The 13,660-nt window shown below is 56.1% G+C and carries 17 protein-coding genes and 1 riboswitch; of the genes, 12 read left to right on the top strand and 5 right to left on the bottom strand.

Annotated elements, in window-relative coordinates; translation table 11 throughout:
* Positions 1-68 precede the first annotated feature (68 nt).
* The 4 genes from CQ018_RS11205 to CQ018_RS11190 are packed head-to-tail and all read left to right on the top strand — an operon-like array spanning position 69 to position 3,440.
* Positions 69-992, top strand: a complete 924-nt coding sequence (locus tag CQ018_RS11205) for a carbohydrate ABC transporter permease (RefSeq protein WP_105550077.1) — start codon at positions 69-71, stop codon at positions 990-992.
* A gap of 4 nt (positions 993-996) precedes the next feature.
* On the top strand, positions 997-1,854 hold the full coding sequence (locus tag CQ018_RS11200) for a carbohydrate ABC transporter permease (protein ID WP_219844049.1): 858 nt from the start codon (positions 997-999) through the stop codon (positions 1,852-1,854).
* A gap of 6 nt (positions 1,855-1,860) precedes the next feature.
* Positions 1,861-2,595, top strand: coding sequence for a copper homeostasis protein CutC (locus tag CQ018_RS11195; protein WP_105550076.1), 735 nt, complete (start codon positions 1,861-1,863; stop codon positions 2,593-2,595).
* Positions 2,596-2,636: 41 nt separating this feature from the next.
* Complete coding sequence (locus tag CQ018_RS11190) at positions 2,637-3,440, top strand: DeoR/GlpR family DNA-binding transcription regulator (protein ID WP_105550075.1); 804 nt, start codon at positions 2,637-2,639, stop codon at positions 3,438-3,440.
* On the opposite strand, the gene CQ018_RS11185 is transcribed toward CQ018_RS11190, so the two are convergent.
* Positions 3,437-4,285 carry a phosphotransferase family protein gene (locus CQ018_RS11185; protein WP_105550074.1) on the bottom strand — a complete coding sequence of 283 codons (849 nt, stop codon included), beginning with the start codon at positions 4,283-4,285 and terminating at the stop codon, positions 3,437-3,439. The genes CQ018_RS11190 and CQ018_RS11185 overlap by 4 nt on opposite strands.
* Positions 4,286-4,349: 64 nt before the next feature.
* On the opposite strand from CQ018_RS11185, the gene CQ018_RS11180 reads away from it, so the two are divergent.
* The 3 genes from CQ018_RS11180 (at position 4,350) to CQ018_RS11170 (ending at position 5,856) form a co-directional block, all read left to right on the top strand.
* Positions 4,350-5,168 carry a CPBP family intramembrane glutamic endopeptidase gene (locus CQ018_RS11180; protein ID WP_105550073.1) on the top strand — a complete coding sequence of 273 codons (819 nt, stop codon included), beginning with the start codon at positions 4,350-4,352 and terminating at the stop codon, positions 5,166-5,168.
* A 137-nt stretch (positions 5,169-5,305) separates the two neighbouring features.
* On the top strand, positions 5,306-5,596 hold the full coding sequence (locus CQ018_RS11175; protein ID WP_105550072.1) for a hypothetical protein: 291 nt from the start codon (positions 5,306-5,308) through the stop codon (positions 5,594-5,596).
* Between the two features lie 5 nt (positions 5,597-5,601).
* Positions 5,602-5,856 (top strand): hypothetical protein, encoded by a 255-nt coding sequence (locus CQ018_RS11170; RefSeq protein WP_105550071.1) that lies wholly within the window; start codon positions 5,602-5,604, stop codon positions 5,854-5,856.
* A gap of 147 nt (positions 5,857-6,003) precedes the next feature.
* On the opposite strand, the gene CQ018_RS11165 is transcribed toward CQ018_RS11170, so the two are convergent.
* Positions 6,004-6,648 (bottom strand): VOC family protein, encoded by a 645-nt coding sequence (locus tag CQ018_RS11165; protein ID WP_105550070.1) that lies wholly within the window; start codon positions 6,646-6,648, stop codon positions 6,004-6,006.
* 170 nt (positions 6,649-6,818) lie between these two features.
* Positions 6,819-6,934: riboswitch (SAM riboswitch) on the top strand.
* Positions 6,935-7,005: 71 nt separating this feature from the next.
* Here CQ018_RS11165 and CQ018_RS11160 point away from each other — a divergent pair.
* Positions 7,006-8,352 (top strand): bifunctional o-acetylhomoserine/o-acetylserine sulfhydrylase, encoded by a 1,347-nt coding sequence (locus tag CQ018_RS11160; protein WP_105550069.1) that lies wholly within the window; start codon positions 7,006-7,008, stop codon positions 8,350-8,352.
* 2 nt (positions 8,353-8,354) lie between these two features.
* Positions 8,355-9,497 carry a homoserine O-acetyltransferase gene (locus tag CQ018_RS11155; RefSeq protein WP_374954191.1) on the top strand — a complete coding sequence of 381 codons (1,143 nt, stop codon included), beginning with the start codon at positions 8,355-8,357 and terminating at the stop codon, positions 9,495-9,497.
* Between the two features lie 71 nt (positions 9,498-9,568).
* Here CQ018_RS11155 and CQ018_RS11150 read toward each other — a convergent pair whose 3' ends face one another.
* Both CQ018_RS11150 and CQ018_RS11145 read right to left on the bottom strand, forming a co-directional pair.
* Entirely contained in the window at positions 9,569-10,012 is a 444-nt protein-coding gene (locus tag CQ018_RS11150; protein ID WP_258142561.1) for an SHOCT domain-containing protein, read from the bottom strand.
* A 164-nt stretch (positions 10,013-10,176) separates the two neighbouring features.
* Positions 10,177-11,037 (bottom strand): SGNH/GDSL hydrolase family protein, encoded by an 861-nt coding sequence (locus CQ018_RS11145; RefSeq protein ID WP_105550067.1) that lies wholly within the window; start codon positions 11,035-11,037, stop codon positions 10,177-10,179.
* Between the two features lie 89 nt (positions 11,038-11,126).
* Between CQ018_RS11145 and CQ018_RS11140 the strand changes: the two genes are divergently transcribed.
* From CQ018_RS11140 to CQ018_RS11130, 3 genes are all read left to right on the top strand, one after another.
* On the top strand, positions 11,127-11,783 hold the full coding sequence (locus CQ018_RS11140; RefSeq protein ID WP_105550066.1) for an alpha/beta hydrolase: 657 nt from the start codon (positions 11,127-11,129) through the stop codon (positions 11,781-11,783).
* A 103-nt stretch (positions 11,784-11,886) separates the two neighbouring features.
* On the top strand, positions 11,887-12,948 hold the full coding sequence (locus tag CQ018_RS11135) for a hypothetical protein (RefSeq protein WP_146111879.1): 1,062 nt from the start codon (positions 11,887-11,889) through the stop codon (positions 12,946-12,948).
* Positions 12,945-13,295 carry a GntR family transcriptional regulator gene (locus CQ018_RS11130; protein WP_105550064.1) on the top strand — a complete coding sequence of 117 codons (351 nt, stop codon included), beginning with the start codon at positions 12,945-12,947 and terminating at the stop codon, positions 13,293-13,295. Before CQ018_RS11135 ends, CQ018_RS11130 begins: the two co-directional genes overlap by 4 nt.
* 36 nt (positions 13,296-13,331) lie before the next feature.
* Here CQ018_RS11130 and CQ018_RS11125 read toward each other — a convergent pair whose 3' ends face one another.
* Positions 13,332-13,559 (bottom strand): RNA-binding S4 domain-containing protein, encoded by a 228-nt coding sequence (locus tag CQ018_RS11125; RefSeq protein WP_181149851.1) that lies wholly within the window; start codon positions 13,557-13,559, stop codon positions 13,332-13,334.
* Positions 13,560-13,660: the final 101 nt, after the last annotated feature.

The raw sequence follows: 13,660 nt of genomic DNA, 5'->3' as shown, positions 1-13,660 counted from the left end.
TGGACCCCTTCACCGTTTTACACATCCTCACTCGCACGCCACATCCCTTACGCAGGAGCAGTAAAACCATGAGCGTCTCAACAGCACAGAAGCGCCCCGCCAAGCGCAAATCTGCCCGGGAAGGTGCATCATTCCTTGCTGCGCTACCCTGGATTGGCCCAGCGCTCCTGCTGATTTTCACCATTGTGGTGTTCCCAGCCGGGTACATGATTTACAACTCAACCCGCAAAATCTCCCAGGTCGGCACCGACCTGAAGGGCGTTGGATTCGATAACTTCGCCAAGGTCTTCGCAGACCCCAACCTGCCACGTATTCTGCTGAACACCGTTGTCTGGGTTGTCGTAGTCGTCACCCTGACAGTCGTCATCTCGCTGGCCCTGGCACAGTTCTTGAACAAGCCATTCCCCGGCCGCACGCTGGTGCGCATGGCAGTCATCGTGCCCTGGGCGGCCTCGGTGGTCATGACCACCACCGTGTTCTATTACGCGATGGACCCCAACTACGGAATCTTCAACAAGTTCCTCACCGACATTGGGCTCCTTGACGAAGGCTTTGGCTTCACCAAAAACGCGGTCCCGGCCATGGCCGTAGCAATCGTCATCGCCGTGTTCGTCTCGATTCCGTTCACCACCTACACCATCTTGGCCGGTTTGCAGGCAATCCCCGGCGAAACACTTGAAGCAGCACGCGTCGATGGCGCGGGGCGATGGCGCACCTATATCTCGGTGATCCTGCCGCAGCTACGCGGTGCACTGGCGGTCGCCGTATTGATCAACATCATCAACGTGTTCAACAACCTGCCAATCCTGAAAATCATCACCGGCTCCATCCCCGGATACAGCGCAGACACGCTCATGACCTACATCTTCAAGGTCCTACAATTCGACCGCCGGCTGGATATTTCCTCGGCGCTCTCGGTAGTCAACTTCGCGATCGTGCTTGTCATCGTCGCCATCTACGTCAAAACCGTCAAGCCCATGAAGGAGGTCTAGGAACATGTCATTCCTGACTACCGAAGACCGCGCCTCCCAAAAAACTGTCATCTGGCGCATGATTGCCGGACTTGGCGTCGCAGCACTCTTCCTGATCCCGTACGCCGTGATGTTCATTGGCTCGCTGAAGACCCGTTCCGAGATTCTCTCGGTGCCACCAAACTACATGCCGCGCGAAGGCGCCCAATGGTCCAACTACCTGACCATGTGGGACACCCCCGAAACCCCGGTTGCCTACAACCTTATTTCTACGATTGTGATCTCGCTGTGTGCAACGCTACTGGTGCTGCTGGTGGCAACCCCCGCCGCGTACTACACCGCACGCTTCAAATTCCCGGGCAAGCTAGCCTTCATGTTCCTTGTCATTGTCACCCAAATGCTGCAACCGGCGGTGCTGACCGCGGGTCTGTTCAAACAAATGCTCGCCATGGATCTATATGACACCTGGCTGGCCATGATCCTGATCAACGCCGCCTTCAACCTGGCCTTTGCCGTATGGATCATGCACTCATTCTTTGCTTCAATCCCCAAGGAAGTTGAGGAAGCCGCCCAGATCGATGGCGCGGGCAAGCTTCGCGTACTCTTCAAGGTCAGCCTTCCGTTGGTCTGGCCGGGCATTGTTACGGCAGTGATCTTCACCTTTGTCGCCTGCTGGAACGAATTCGCCGCCTCGCTGGTGATCCTCTCGACCGCCGAAAACCAGCCGCTCTCGGTGGCACTTACCAAGTTTGTTGGCCAGTACTCAACCGCGTGGCAGTACGTATTCGGTGTCTCGATCGTTGCCATCGTGCCGGTGATTGCCCTGTTCATGCTCATTGAGAAGCGTCTAATCGGCGGTTTGACCGCCGGAGCTGTAAAGTAAAACCCCATGCCCACACCTGTTTTGTTGGAAATTGCGGTCACCGGTTCCGAAGGCGCTCTCGTCGCAGTCAACGCCGGTGCGGATCGGCTGGAAATCTGTGAAGCCCTGGAAATCGGTGGCATCACTTCCAACCCGGAAACTATTCAGGCGACCCTCGAGGTTGCCGGTTCCGTGGGTGTTCACGCCCTGATTCGACCGCGCGGTGGAAACTTTGTGTATTCGCCCGCCGAGATCAAGCTGATGGTTGAGCAGGCCCGACGCACCGCCGGCCAGGGCATTGCAGGGCTTGTCATCGGTGCGCTCGATGCCCAGGGGGACGTTGATGTGCCGTGCATGCTGGAGCTCATTGCCGCGGCGCGTGAAGCTAATCCGGACATTGAATTGACCTTTCACCGGGCCATCGATGCCTCGGCAGACCCCGTTGCGGTCGTTGGGCAGCTCATCGAGCTGGACTTCACCCGCGTGCTTTCCAGCGGGGGAGCCACAGCCGCCCCGGACGGTGTGCAAACACTAGCCGCCATGGCATCCGCTGCCAACGGCAAGATCCAGATCATGGCCGGTGGCGGCATGCAACCACAAACCATTTCAGCGGTGCTTGAGGCCGGGGTCAACGCTGTGCACTTCTCAGCCAAGGCCCAAGCTCCCGATGGTAGCTACTGGATCACCGGCGCGCACAACGTATCATTGCTACGCTCCACCCTTGATAAGTTTTTGGACTCCGCGGGCCACAACAACATTTAACACAAGCGGGCAAAAATCGAGAGGAGGCAAGGGAAGAAGATATGAAACGCGAAGAACGACAGAGCACCATCTTGGAGCTCCTCTCTGAATTTGGTCAGATCGAGGTCGAGGAAATCGTCCGCAGGCTCGGAGTTTCTCCTGCCACGGCACGCCGTGACCTCGACTCGCTGGCCGCGGCCTCGCTGCTCTCGCGCACCCACGGTGGTGCCGTGAGTAGCACCGTGGCCTATGATCTTCCGGCACGCTACCAAAAAGAGGAAGCTGCTGCGCAGAAACATGCAATCGCTGTGCTTGCGGCCTCCTTGGTGAAACCGGACATGGTGGTGGGACTTTCCGGGGGCACCACCTCAAGCGCGATTGCTACCCAATTGGGTATGCGCCGAGACCTCGTCAATGAATCGGGACGGACCACCTTCACGGTTGTCACCAACGCGGTAAATATTGCCTCGGCGTTGGCGGTGCGCACCCATGTGAAGGTCATGGTCACCGGCGGGGTGCTGAACCCACGTTCCTACGAGCTGGTGGGTCCCTTTGCCGAACAGGCACTGGAAAAAGTCACATTGGACATGGCATTTGTGGGAATCAACGGTCTCGAGGCGCACATCGGTCCAACGGTGTCCGACGAGTTCGAGGCATCGATCAATGACCTGATGATTCGCCGCGCCCGGCGCAGTTACTTGGTCTGTGACTCGTCAAAGATTGGGCATAGTGCCTTTGCGGCACTGACTCGGGCCGCCTTCAACGCGTTGATTACCGATGACGGAATAACGCCCGAGCAAAAACTGGAACTTGAATCTGCCGGTATCCCGGTGATTATTGCTCCAGCGCTACGCATAGCTCGCTAGAGACGAGCCGCGCTTGCGGCCCGATGCAGCCGAACCGAAACCTTTTCAACCATCACCGCTAAGCCCTGCGGATTTTCACCGAGCCCCACCTGATAAATGCTTTCCAGGCTCATGGTGCCAAGCCAGATGCGTGCTCGCCACGCTTCCTGAGGTGTTGCAGCGATCTGCTCGATCATTTCTTCGCCATGCCAGAGCCCCAGGTAAGCGCTGTTCAGGGCAGGATCCCAGGCGGCTGCCAGATCCCAGTCCAGCACCCCCACCAAATTTGAATCCTGCCAATGTAGATTGTGTCCCGTCAGATCACCGTGGACCAACGACGGCGTGATCGAATCAAATGAGGCAATCCGCGCTAACACCGTCTTAGCCGGCGGGATCAGATCAATGGGCAGCATCTGAAGTAGTGAGTCGATTCGTTCGTCACTCCACACACCGCCATAGGCAAATGGTTGCGCCAGGAATCCGCTCAGCGCGTGCACATCAACCTGCGCAAGCTCGGTGACCAGGGCACGCAACCGATGCGGGTCTCCGGTCAGCGGAGGGTGCGCTGAACCGGGGATAAAACGTTGGACCACTGCCGCAAAACCTTCCTGCCGCAGCACCGTTGTCAGGGCAGTGGGGAGCTGAAAGGTCAATTGTGGTTCAAGTGCGGCAATAAGATCCACCCGGCGCTGTAGTTGATCGGCGGCCTCGGGGGTTCGGCTCATACGCAGTACTGCTTCGCCCGGCGCCACCAAAACCACATGGAATTGGCCGCCCTCATTGACCCGCGCGGTTTTCCACGACGGACCCGGGTACATGGATTCGGCCAGATCGATCTCATGAAGATGTGCGGGACGGGTGAACATAGATCTAATCCTCGCAGGTCACGATCGATGTGTTGAACAGCTGGTGGCACGTAGGATCGAATTTATGAGTTCAAGATCGGTGCAACCTAACGAATCAGACCAAAACCCCGAGGTGGCTTCTACCCAGTGGGATTTTGGCTCGCGCAAGGCACTGAAAATTGAGCTACTGATAGTTCTGGGTCTTTCACTGGGTAGATCCGGTGTGTACGCAATAGTGAATTTGATCGACAAAATGACTCGGGCCCCACTGGGATCACAGACCACATCGCTGAATAACACGCTGAACCAACGCGAATACTTCGATCTGACCTACCAGCTGCTGGATATTTTCTTCACCCTGGTACCCGTGATGCTGGTGCTCTACCTGCTGTGGCGTTTGCCCGGCGGCGATCCCTTCGCCCGGCTAGGATTCAACCTCAAGAAGCCGCTTGCCGACCTTGGCTGGGGTGCCGGGCTTTTCCTTGCCATGGGACTTGGCACCCTCGGGGTTTATGCGGTGGGCAGGGCACTGGGGATTACCACTGTGATAGTTCCGGCGGCCCTCGATGAGTATTGGTGGACCATTCCGGTGTTGATCTTCTCCGCGATTCGGCACGGGATCCTTGAGGAGGTCATCGTTGTTGGATACCTCTTTGAACGCTTAGCCCGACTTGGCTGGGGCAAATGGCAGATCATTGTTGCAAGCGCGGTTTTGCGTGGAAGCTATCACCTCTACCAGGGCTTTGGGCCGTTCATTGGCAACGTCGCGATGGGGGTTGTCTTTGGTTATGTATATTCGAAGCGCGGCCGGGTCATGCCGTTGGTTATCGCCCACGCATTCTTGGACATTGCTGGCTTTGTTGGGTATGCGCTACTGGGTTCTGCCATTGGTTTAGGAACGTAAAATCACACTTTGACTACAGTTTTTCAAATTCCCGCTGGGAAGAGCATGCGATGGCTAGGATTGGCGTCAGGGGGCTACGCGGAGCCGCATCATGCCCAGCAATTCCAGCAATGTTGATGACGTGAAGGTGGATCGAAATGCCAGCATTAGTCAGTTCGCAGAAAATGTTCAAGATCGGATTGTGGCTAACAATTATTGGGGTGATCGCGTATATCGTTGGTTCACCACTGCTCGATGCCTTGCTCAACGAATTCGGTTATTCTCTTCCCATCGGTTTGCTGGTCGGACTGACATCTGCGATCCAACAAGGTGCACTCTTTAGCGGAGTTTTCTTGATGGTAGGTTCCTTTATCGCCCGAGCCGCAGAAGATGCAGTGTCGAGTCTGAATCATGAGCAGCCGGCGCCAGAAGACCTTGGTGGGCGCTGAGTATCATGCCGAAAATCAGCTCACCGCACATGCTTCGATGGGGACTAGTACTTACGCTGATCGGTTTGCTGCTTGCGCTCACCGCAAGTTTCTGGAGCCCGCGCATCATTGACGGGGTATCTGGCTACTCCCAGATGCTAATTCTGGCGGTCGCAGCGCTACAACGCATAGCGTTTATCGGCGGATTAGCTATGCTGTGTGGCTCATGGGTGGTACGCCACCTCGAAGAGCTCGAGCAAACGATCCAAGAAAGGCTCTGAATGGTATCCGGAGGGCTAGTTGATTCGCGTTCAAGCGTTGTTGAAGGCTTCGGCAAGGACGTAAAGAAACGTTAAAAACCGTGGGCGGTGAGCTGCAATAGTTGCAGCTCACCGCCCACGGTTTGTTAGTTCACATGCACTCTCGTCTTAGAGAGTGATTGAACCCTTAGGAGTTTCGAAGGTCACCGAGAGAATGCCAGGGGTTCCATTGGGAGCCTGCCAATCCACGACTACCTCACCGAGCGGGTCTTCTTCCGGCTGGCCGAGCCAATCGGAAACACGATCAGAGGAACCTGCAATACTGATCGAAGAAATCTTGCCAACCGGATCAAGAGCCTTTGACGGGTGCAACTCTGTTGTTCCGTCATCCCAGCGCAGCAGGTATGGAACCTGTGGGTCTGCGATCAGGCCATTGATGCCAATCTGGCGCCAGGTCAGTTCCTGTCCATCGGGGAACTTTCGGTTCCCTGGAACCGAACCCCGGCCCAAGCGTTCTTCGGCCGGGGCTAGGTCATCAACTGCGACGCACCAACCCATCCAGCCACCACCGAGTTCGGAGCGAGCCCGAACGGCCTGGCCGAACGGTGCCTTATCCGATGCCGGGTGGTTGAGTACTTCAACAACTTCAAGGTACTGGTCGTTCTTCAGAGGGAAGATGACATTGCGTGTACCAAAACGTGGGTGCACACCACCCTTCACTGATTCGAGTCCAAGGGCCGCGCCGATCCGAGCGGCAGTTGCCGCGAGGCCGTCGGGTCCACAAGCGTAAGTTACATGGTCCAACCTCATCATGGGCCTATCATGTCACTTTGTGATCTGGCTCTCGACTTAGGATTGCCTTACTTGAATCTGACGTGGGTCTTAGTGAGGACTTTTCGGGGTGATAGCCGCAGCGTTGCAAATTGTCATAATTTGAGACGGGCTTGCGTACGCATAGGCATTTGAGCCAGACTATTTCTCAAGGTCATGAGTTCCAGTAACAAGCCCCGGCTTACTGGACGGCAACCCTCCACCGCGGTGGGGTGCCCCGGGTGAAGACCAGGCCCTGCGTCACCAGGACGCAGGACAAGCGCGGGCATGCCCCTACGTACAGAACGACGCCACAGGTGTCGACTACGGGCATACCCCTTGAATCCTCGAAGGGGAAAAATGTCTAACGACTGGTCATTTGAAACTCGTCAGATCCACGTAGGTCAGGAGCCCGACGCCACCACCGGCGCCCGTGCCCTACCGATCTATCAAACAACAGCTTTTGTCTTCCCAAGTGCCGAGAGCGCAGCAAACCGCTTTGCTCTTTCCGATCTTGGCCCGATCTACACCCGCATTGGCAACCCAACTCAGGGTGCTGTTGAAGACCGCATTGCAAACCTCGAAGGTGGCGTGGGCGCGCTGCTGTTAGCCTCCGGCCAGGCAGCAACAACCTTCTCCATCCTGAACCTTGCCGAGGCAGGCGACCACATCGTGGCAAGCCCAAGCCTCTACGGTGGAACCCAGAACCTGTTTAAGCACACGCTACGCAAGCTTGGCATTGAAGTTACCTTTGTTGCAGACCCCGATGACCTCGAGGGCTGGAAGGCCGCCATCAAGCCGAACACCAAGGCTTTCTTTGGCGAGGTGGTTTCCAACCCGCGCCAGGACGTGCTGGACATCGAAGGTATCTCTGGAATCGCTCACGAGGCAGGCGTACCGCTGATCGTTGATAACACCCTGTCCACCCCGTACCTGATCCGTCCCATCGAATGGGGTGCAGACATTGTGGTGCACTCGGCAACCAAATACCTCGGTGGGCATGGCACGGCAAGCGCCGGCGTGATCGTGGACTCGGGCAACTTTGATTTTGCGGCAAGTCCAGAAAAATTCCCGGGCTTCAACACCCCGGATGAGTCCTACAACGGTCTGGTGTTCGCCCGTGATCTCGGGGTCAACGGCATCCTTGGTGCAAACCTTGCCTACGTGCTCAAGGCCCGCGTCCAGCTCTTGCGTGACCTGGGTTCTGCCATTGCACCGTTCAACGCCTTCCTGATTGCGCAGGGTCTTGAGACTCTTTCACTGCGCATGGAACGCCATGTCTCCAATGCAGTGGTCGTTGCCAAATGGCTAGAAACCCAGGAGCAGGTTAAGAGCGTTACTTACGCTGGCCTTGAATCCAGCCCGTGGTTTGAGCGTGGCCGCAAATACGGTCCGCAGGGCACCGGGGCGATTGTATCCTTCGAGATCTCCGGTGGTCGCGAAGCAGGTCAGGGCTTTGTCGATGCCCTGAAGCTCCACTCCCACGTGGCGAACCTTGGTGATGTGCGTTCGCTGGTGGTCCACCCGGCTTCCACCACTCACTCGCAGTTGACCGAGGCCGAGCAGGTTGCCGCAGGCGTATCACCGGGATTGGTGCGTTTGAGCGTTGGTATTGAAAACGTTGTGGACATCATTGCAGACCTGCAGGCAGGGTTTGAAGCAGTGGCTTCACTGGCCGAGGGTGAACTGCAGGGTGTTGCTCGTTGAGCGTGGTGAGCAACGTGGTACTTCATGATGCAGAAACTGCTCGGGGACTAGATCATGCCCCGGACGGTATTCTGCGCCATCTGAGCACCGGAGAATACACCTTTGAAACCGGCGGATATCTGCCCGATGTGGTCCTAGGGTTCGAAACCTGGGGCACCTTAAACGCCGATGCTTCCAACGCCGTGTATGTAGCTCATGCGTTGACCGGGGACTCTCACGTGGCACGTGGCGCGTCCACCGAGCCCGGCTGGTGGGATGGCTTTGTGGGTCCGGGGAGAACCATCGACACCAACCGTTTCTTTGTGGTTTCGGCGAACATGATTGGCGGCTGCTCTGGCACCACGGGTCCTGCTAGCTTGGACCCGAATGGTGTGCCGTGGGGTTCACGCTTCCCTTTCACCACCATTAAGGATTCGGTGCGCCTTGAGGCGCGTCTTGCCGATGCATTGGGTATCAAGGTGTGGCACACGGTCCTTGGCGGATCGATGGGTGGGGCGCGCGCACTAGAATGGGCCGTTGAGTTCCCCGAACGGGTCAAAAACTGTGTTGTGGTTGCCTCCACCGCGCAATCCTCTGCGGAACAAATTGCCTTTGCCCAAGCGCAGTCCTCGGCCATCCGATTGGACCCGGACTATTCCGGGGGAGACTACTACAGCAACGAGCTGATCCCGTCGGCTGGTTTGGGAATTGCGCGCCGGATCGCGCACATTACCTACCGCACGGAGACCGAACTTGAGGTGCGTTTTGGTCGCTCGGCCCAGGGTACCGAGACACCTGTTGGCTCGGCAAGCTTGGAGCGTGGCCGCTATCAGGTAGAAAGCTACCTTGATCATCAGGCAAACAAGCTGATCAGCCGTTTCGACGCCAATAGTTACTTGATTCTCACCGAGGCTCTGATGAGCCACGATGTTGGACGTGGGTACGGTTCGGTCGAAAATGCCTTGGCCCGCTTGGCACCGGTGAACTTCTTTGTTTCGGCGGTCGATACCGACAGGTTGTACTGGCCCGAGCAATCCGAACGCTTGGCTCAGGGGTTGCCGAAGCCGGTGGCGGTTCGTTATATCACCTCACCGATTGGTCATGATGGGTTTCTGACCGATATTGAGCAGCTTGGTGAAGCCTTGAGTGAAGAGATTTTCTCCTAGGATCCCTTTTTCACTACGGCCACAAGATGCTCGGTTTCCCAGGAAACCGGGCATCTTTTATGGTGTAATAACTACTCACTTAGCAGCTTTAGTCGGGCTGTCTTGTGTTCCTCGGCGGTGATTGTTCCTTTGGCCAGCAGACGGTCCAGTTCGGCAAGTTTTTGTTCGATGCTTTTTTGGGGGACGTATTGTCCAGGAGAGTTTTGTTCAGGAGCCAGCAGTTTTGAATTTGCTGCCCGAACCGCAAGCTCGGTTTGCAACGTGAATGGATCAAGACCGGCCTTCTTCGCGGCGTTGTAGTTTCTGACCCAAATGAAGATGGAGAAGATGACGGCAGCTACAAAAATTACCGCAAAGATCCCCATGAAAACCGGCATGGCATCGAAGACTCCGCCAAAGCCAGCGGGCAGATCACTGGGATCTTGACCCACGAAGCCAAAATCGACGACATCTTCCGAGTTCATGAGGTTGAGGACTTCTTGTGGAATTTGATCGGTGGTGCCAGCAAAAATCATGGGTCGGTCTGCCTTGTCGATAATTCCTGCTGGTGCTAGCTTGCAGGACTTTCACTCTGAATTACTAGTCAAGCACTCAATATCTCGCATAGCGAGTAAACGCCGAAAGCGTAGTTGATTTGTAATCAAGCGTACGGTTCTGAGGTCAGAAGGTCTCATCAACGCTACGTCGCCGGTCCGTTACCCAACGAATTGTTCTGCGCATTCTCGCTGAACGGAGCCGCAAGGGGGCGCTTAGGTGAGATGCCGTCTCCCGAAGACTGGTGACGGATGCGTCGCAGAACCCACGGGGCTAGATGTGTGCGGGCCCAGATGAGGTCATCCCGGCGTGCCTCGCGCCAATTCTTGGTTTCTACTTCTTCGGGTTCAACGTGCTGCAAATTGTGTGGCACGTTGAGTGCATCCAGTGCCATCGCGGCAATGGTGCGGTGGCCTAAAGGCGAAAAGTGCAGTCTATCCGGTGCCCACATCTGTGGCAGATGGAGCTCGCGAAGTGACCACATATCGGCAACCACCGCATCATAGCGCGCGGCAATGGTGCGAACATTCTCGTTATAGATGGCCACCTTGCCGCGAATTCCGCCCAAAACCGGGGTATCGCGAATGTCGGGGCCGGTGAAGAGCAGGATCGTGGCCCCGGATGTGGCCAGCACGCGTACTAATGCGTCAAGTTTGTCGGCAATGGCGTCGGGGTCACCGCCGGGACGAATAACGTCGTTGCCACCTGCACACAGACTGATGAGATCAGGTTTTAGTTCGAGGGCTGGTCCGGCCTGCTCATCGAAGATTTGGGTGATGAGTCGTCCGCGAATTGCGAGGTTTGCGTAGGCAAAGTCATCGACTCCAAGGCTCAGCTGCTCGGCGACACGATCTGCCCAACCACGGAACCCACCGGGGCTATGTGGATCTACATCGCCGATACCTTCGGTAAAGGAATCACCAAGTGCAACGTAGCGCCGCCACGGGTGCACAAGCCTGCTTGGGGTGGAGGAATCTTCACTCGTCGTATCCGGGATGTTGTTCACCTAAGTATTCTTACCAAAGAATACATAAGTTACCCAAGCGTAGGTTTGTGTATTGAGTCTGCCGGGGGTATTTCTGGTTGACTGGATGGGTGAGTGAAAATACTTGGAACCCCACCGTCATCTGGTCCCGCCCCGAAACTGAGCGTGCGGGTACGCCCCTGCTAGTGCTGCTTCATGGCTATCTTTCAAATGAGGAAGACCTCATGGGATTGGCTCCCATGCTGCCCGAAGAGTTCACCATTGTTTCGGTTCGCGCGCCCCAAGCGCTGGGTCCAGGATTTACTTGGTTCCCGCTCATGCAAGACCTTGATTACTCATTTGATGCGGTCAAGTCGGCAATTGCCGACCTCTGGGGCTGGCTTGAGCCCATTGCTAGGCAGCACTCCTCGGTGAGCCTGCTGGGCTTCTCGATGGGTATGGCCGTTGCTACCTCGCTCTTGCGTCATCAGCCGCAGGCATTCTCAACGGTTGTTGGACTCTCGGGTTTTGCGGTTCCCGAAGAGGGGGCCGGCTTCTTCAGGGATGAAGAGCTGCGTGAAATGCGTAAGCCAATCTTTTGGGGACGCGATCAGGCTGACCCGGTGATCACCCAGGAAAAGATTGAATACACCCATGCGTGGGCCACTGCCGATGTGCACGTAACAAAGGTTCTTTATTCGAATATGTTGCACTCGGTCAATGCGCAGGAGATGGCTCATGTTCATGAATTTCTCACACACGTGGTGCTCAAGGGCGCCAACGTCTAACTTTCTTGTGTCATTCAATTGACACAAGGGACCGCCTCCTGATTGTATTGTTTCATTGATACAAGCAGGAGGCTTTGTGCTTCCACAAATCAAAGGTACGCACATGATCAACCTTCTGCCGTCACTTTTGGTCATTGGGCTATGCATCGGGATTCTGCTCATTGTCAGACGTGGTGTCATAGCGCAGCGTCGTGAAGATCTTGCCATTGCAGCACATCGGGGCAACGCTGCAGACGTTGTTGTAGCGGGGAAACTGATGCGTGTGATGCGAGCTAGGCACCTGCTTGCAATAGGTGTGGCGTTGCTCGGGGCCTTCGGCATGTTTATGCTGCAAGGGTTTTTTCCCAAGTCTTTTGGGATTTTTCTGCTTGGCTCACCACTCGTCGCCGCGACTCTAGCCATGGGCATCTATGCTTTTTGGAAACTCCCGACGAATCTTAAAGCCGACGCCAGATCGGCAGATAAACGAATCAGCGCGGGTCTCATTCCACGCTCTACGGGAATGTTTGGTCCAGCCTGGGGGATTCTGGTGCCAGGGCTTTTTGCGGGTAGCCTGCTGTTGGGATTGCTTATTGCTGGGTTTTTCTCGGGTCCAGATGAGCGCGGATTGTTCCGAAACCTTCCGCTTACATCCTTTAGCGGTGCCACTCTTGATGAAAATATGGTGGTCACGGAGATCAGCGCGACCACTGGTTCGACAGGACCGTTTCCTGGTTGGTACTACGGAGTGCCGATCATGGGGTTGCTCGTAATCGTAGGAATTCTTACGTTGTGGGCGTTGCACACAAATACCCGGCGTCCATCCCTACACAGTGCCGGGCTACAAGAATTCGATACAGCGGCGCGCAACCACGAAGGATATGTCATCAGCACCGGAGTCAGCATGCTGTTGTGTTTTCAATCGGTCTTACTGCTGTTCATGGCCGCTATGTCCCTCTACAGTGGTGCCGTGTCTGCAGCATACGAAATCGGGATGACTGTTGAACCCGGTATCCCTGTCCCATCAGCGGTGGACACCGGCTTAGCCGCGTTGTCTGCAACATTGGGAATCATCGCTTTGTTGCTCATTTTCACTGGTGTCGCCTTGCTGGTAAAGCTCTTTGGCTGGGTTGGCTCGACGTTCGGTTCGCTCGAGCAAAAATCCAATGAATCGGCGTCGGCATGATCACCATTGATCCACTTGATCCCAGCGGACCTGCCGAACAGATTAGGGCACAGCTCACCGCGCTGATTCAAGGCGGGGAATTGGAAGCTGAAACCAAGTTGCCAACAGTTCGCCAACTCGCCGGCGATCTACGCGTGGCAGCGGGAACCGTGGCTAAGGCCTACAAAGAATTAGAGGCTGAAGGGCTCGTGCGTACCGGGCGGGCCAATGGCACACGGGTAAATGCCGGGCAGGTTCTTCAAGCCCCACTGATGAACGAGGTACGCGCACTGGCACGCCATGCCCAAGCGGCGGGGTTGAGTCTCGATGAGCTGCAAAAACTTGTGGCGGCCACCTGGAAAAACTAGGTGCCGCCACAAAAGTGTTTGGTGCAGTAGATAGAACTATGCGGTTTCGACGGTTACGGATTCACCGTTCACGCTCACGGTATCGCCATTGCGGATCTGTGCGCCACGCCGAGTCTCGACGTTGCCGTTGACCGTCACCAAGCCGTCTTCGATCATTTGCTTGGCATGAAAGCCGTCCTCGGCAAACGAGGCAAGCTTCAGCAGCTGGCCCAGTCGAATTGATTCGTCACGGATCTGAATTGGGAATACCTCGGAATTAGCCATGCATCCATCATCGCGCATCAACGAGCACTGATGCACCCAAAAATAGCGTTTGAGGCCAGTTTTTGTGTTGGATGCGACATAATGCCCAGACGAAGACAGCG

The sequence above is a fragment of the Arthrobacter sp. MYb227 genome, from assembly GCF_002975435.1.
Taxonomy (GTDB): domain Bacteria; phylum Actinomycetota; class Actinomycetes; order Actinomycetales; family Micrococcaceae; genus Paeniglutamicibacter.
This window is presented reverse-complemented; position numbering and strand designations above follow the sequence as displayed.

Excerpts from the sequence above, each read along its gene's own strand:
- CQ018_RS11205 (WP_105550077.1), top strand. The coding sequence starts at position 69 with ATGAGCGTCTCAACAGCACAGAAGCGCCCCGCCAAGCGCAAATCTGCC.
- CQ018_RS11200 (WP_219844049.1), top strand. The coding sequence starts at position 997 with ATGTCATTCCTGACTACCGAAGACCGCGCCTCCCAAAAAACTGTCATC.
- CQ018_RS11195 (WP_105550076.1), top strand. The coding sequence starts at position 1,861 with ATGCCCACACCTGTTTTGTTGGAAATTGCGGTCACCGGTTCCGAAGGC.
- CQ018_RS11190 (WP_105550075.1), top strand. The coding sequence starts at position 2,637 with ATGAAACGCGAAGAACGACAGAGCACCATCTTGGAGCTCCTCTCTGAA.
- CQ018_RS11185 (WP_105550074.1), bottom strand. The coding sequence starts at position 4,285 with ATGTTCACCCGTCCCGCACATCTTCATGAGATCGATCTGGCCGAATCC.
- CQ018_RS11180 (WP_105550073.1), top strand. The coding sequence starts at position 4,350 with ATGAGTTCAAGATCGGTGCAACCTAACGAATCAGACCAAAACCCCGAG.
- CQ018_RS11175 (WP_105550072.1), top strand. The coding sequence starts at position 5,306 with ATGCCAGCATTAGTCAGTTCGCAGAAAATGTTCAAGATCGGATTGTGG.
- CQ018_RS11170 (WP_105550071.1), top strand. The coding sequence starts at position 5,602 with ATGCCGAAAATCAGCTCACCGCACATGCTTCGATGGGGACTAGTACTT.
- CQ018_RS11165 (WP_105550070.1), bottom strand. The coding sequence starts at position 6,648 with ATGATGAGGTTGGACCATGTAACTTACGCTTGTGGACCCGACGGCCTC.
- CQ018_RS11160 (WP_105550069.1), top strand. The coding sequence starts at position 7,006 with ATGTCTAACGACTGGTCATTTGAAACTCGTCAGATCCACGTAGGTCAG.
- CQ018_RS11150 (WP_258142561.1), bottom strand. The coding sequence starts at position 10,012 with ATGATTTTTGCTGGCACCACCGATCAAATTCCACAAGAAGTCCTCAAC.
- CQ018_RS11135 (WP_146111879.1), top strand. The coding sequence starts at position 11,887 with ATGATCAACCTTCTGCCGTCACTTTTGGTCATTGGGCTATGCATCGGG.
- CQ018_RS11130 (WP_105550064.1), top strand. The coding sequence starts at position 12,945 with ATGATCACCATTGATCCACTTGATCCCAGCGGACCTGCCGAACAGATT.
- CQ018_RS11125 (WP_181149851.1), bottom strand. The coding sequence starts at position 13,559 with ATGGCTAATTCCGAGGTATTCCCAATTCAGATCCGTGACGAATCAATT.